The 2,400-nt window shown below is 38.2% G+C and carries 3 protein-coding genes and 1 pseudogene; 1 reads left to right on the plus strand and 3 read right to left on the minus strand.

Translation table 11 applies throughout. The annotated features are described in order from the left end of the window. A partial coding sequence (gene rplC, locus AC33VI_RS14030; protein WP_491782890.1) for a 50S ribosomal protein L3 occupies positions 1–480 on the minus strand: 480 nt, incomplete at its 3' end. 739 nt (positions 481–1,219) lie between these two features. Between rplC and AC33VI_RS14035 the strand changes: the two genes are divergently transcribed. Then, a complete protein-coding gene (locus AC33VI_RS14035) occupies positions 1,220–1,708 on the plus strand; it encodes a DUF29 family protein (RefSeq protein WP_491782891.1) in 489 nt (162 codons plus the stop codon). 51 nt (positions 1,709–1,759) lie between these two features. Here AC33VI_RS14035 and AC33VI_RS14040 read toward each other — a convergent pair. Both AC33VI_RS14040 and AC33VI_RS14045 read right to left on the minus strand, forming a co-directional pair. Further along, positions 1,760–1,984: pseudogene (locus AC33VI_RS14040) on the minus strand (type III glutamate--ammonia ligase); the annotation flags it as partial. Between the two features lie 287 nt (positions 1,985–2,271). Continuing rightward, complete coding sequence (locus AC33VI_RS14045) at positions 2,272–2,400, minus strand: diguanylate cyclase domain-containing protein (RefSeq protein ID WP_491782892.1); 129 nt, start codon at positions 2,398–2,400, stop codon at positions 2,272–2,274.

Consider the following 2,400-nt stretch of genomic DNA (forward strand, 5'->3'; position numbering starts at 1 on the left):
CCCAGGATAAGTACGACCAGGAGTTGTCCCAGCACCCGTAGAACCTGGTAAGCGGTGGCTTTTAGAACCGTGACTCATCAAGCCTCGTTTAAAGTTATGTCTTTTTTGATAGCCTGCAAAACCACGACCCATTGTTTTGCCACTAATATCGACTGTAGTGTCAGTATTGAAAATTTCGGCAAGGTCTAGGGTAGAACCCAGTTCGTAACTAGCGGTATCTTCAATGCGATACTCTTTAAGATGACGTAGTGGACTAGCACCTGCTTTATTGAGATGACCTAGTTCTGGCTTGGATAAAGCTTTTTCTTTAACTTCACCATAGCCAATTTGGATCGAACTATAGCCGTCTGTTTCTTTAGTTTTTATTTGAGTAACGACACAAGGTCCAGCTTTGACCACGGTGACGGGAATAGCATTTCCTGTTTCCTTGTCAAAAACTTGGGTCATACCTAATTTAGTGCCAAGAATGCCGACAGACACGAGTTTAAGCTCCTCTATATAATTGCAACACGATAAACCTTTTTAAAGCTGTTAGCTTTTAGCTAATTAGCTCTTAGCTGTTTGACTAAGTTAGCTTTTAACTAGAAACTCCCAGTAATTTCGGTTGAGTGATTCGCTTGCTGACTGACAAAAATAATCATCTTGCAGAGGCGGAAGCTAAATTGCGATCGCACTACTTACCCTATTGGGGCATCGCAGTTATTGACAATCGAAAATCAGCCAAAACATCTCTTTGCAAGATGCAAAGCAGCAAATATATTTTTTCTAAGATTTACGGCTAGAGCCAGACTTAGCTGTCTCTATTCACAATTACCTTGACCCTCAAAGACTTAAAGAAATAAATCCCTCAGTTTCTTTCGAGGAGGCAGCAAATCCTAATATCAATATTCTCACTTACCCCATAACAAGTTTGTTTTTAGCTTGTAAAAACTCCCTTATTTAGTCTAAACCGTTAAGTTAGGTAACTTTGAGATTTAGGCTGTGGGGGATGATTAAATTAATACATCTATTAACGTGAGATTTGCCAGTTTTAACCACAATCATTAATGATACATGACTATCTGTATTTCTGACAAGGATATTTTTTGACAGTTTTAATATTTTTTTGAAGAGATGGGAGAGCAAGGCGATCGCCGTTATCGGTGGAGCTAGAATTAAACTACCGTAAGCACTATAACCACAAAACGATACCCGCTCTAAAGTTCCAAGAATAAGACCGATGGAAGAACTCGCCGAATTAAGACAATTACTAATTTCTGGTAATACTACAGAAGCGATCGCTTTAATAGATGAATTAGAAGAAATGGGCAGGAAAGCGATTATCAGAAATATTGAATCGTATTTAATAATACTGCTGGCTCATCTAATTAAGTGTCAGGCAGAACAAAGAATGACTAATTCGTGGTTGGCATCCATTGTCAATGCAGTAGTGAGAATTAAAAAATTAAATCAGAGAGACAAAAATTTTTACTATATCAAAGCCACTGACTGGAGTGATTACTTAGAAGAGGCTATAGAGTTGGCTAGCTTGGAAGCAGCAAGGGAAGCTTTTGGTGGTATTTATTCTGTAGAGCAACTATCAGAGAAATTCAATCGCGATCGCGTTTTGACTATAGCTTCACAATTATTAGAACTAACTTATCAAAAAGAATCTAGAGATTTACCAAAGGCAATTAGAGAATTTATCGATTGCCTTAGTATGTCGTAACTGTTCATTGTAAATATTGCGGTCGCTCGTAGGTAAGTATCTAGAGTTAGATCAAAAGAATTTTAAATAACGCTGAATTTCCCAATCCGAAACGTGATTGTGATACTCTTCCCATTCTTGTCTTTTATAGTCAATATAGGTCTGATACATAGTGTTGCCCATTACTTTTTTGCTCAGGGGATCGGCTGCAAATGCTTCGACTGCTTCTCCTAGAGTGCGAGGTAGAAATTCAATTTCTTTGGCTTTTAATTCGCCGAGACTGTAATCGTACATATTTTAAGTTCAATTGCGGTCATGATTTTTCCTCAGATTGATAGATAGAAATCGAACTACTTTTACAAGGGGTAAATAGATTTGGTATGAAAAAGATTTATTTGTTACCAAAAGGATCGCAAAAATATGAAGATCTAGTCTTTTTTACCAATTTCCTGATGGTTATTTGGTACCGATTATGCGAGCGAACAGTAGTCTTTAGTTACTAGTTTTTATCCTTCGGATTTCTGTTGAGAATGACTGTATTCTGTCAGGCGATCGCCCTATTTGGGCAGGTACTAATCTCTGCCTTAATCCATATCGACCAAAACAGAGCGATCGCGCCCCTGTCTTTTGGCTTGATAGAGGGCTTTGTCTGCGGTAACTAAAAACTGCTTTTTGGTATATTTTGGCTGGGGAACGATGCAGGTAACTCCCAA

It is taken from the genome of Waterburya sp., from assembly GCF_058530065.1.

Bases quoted from the DNA above. Each gene is read 5' to 3' on its own strand.
- AC33VI_RS14035 (WP_491782891.1), top strand. From the start codon at position 1,220: ATGGAAGAACTCGCCGAATTAAGACAATTACTAATTTCTGGTAATACT.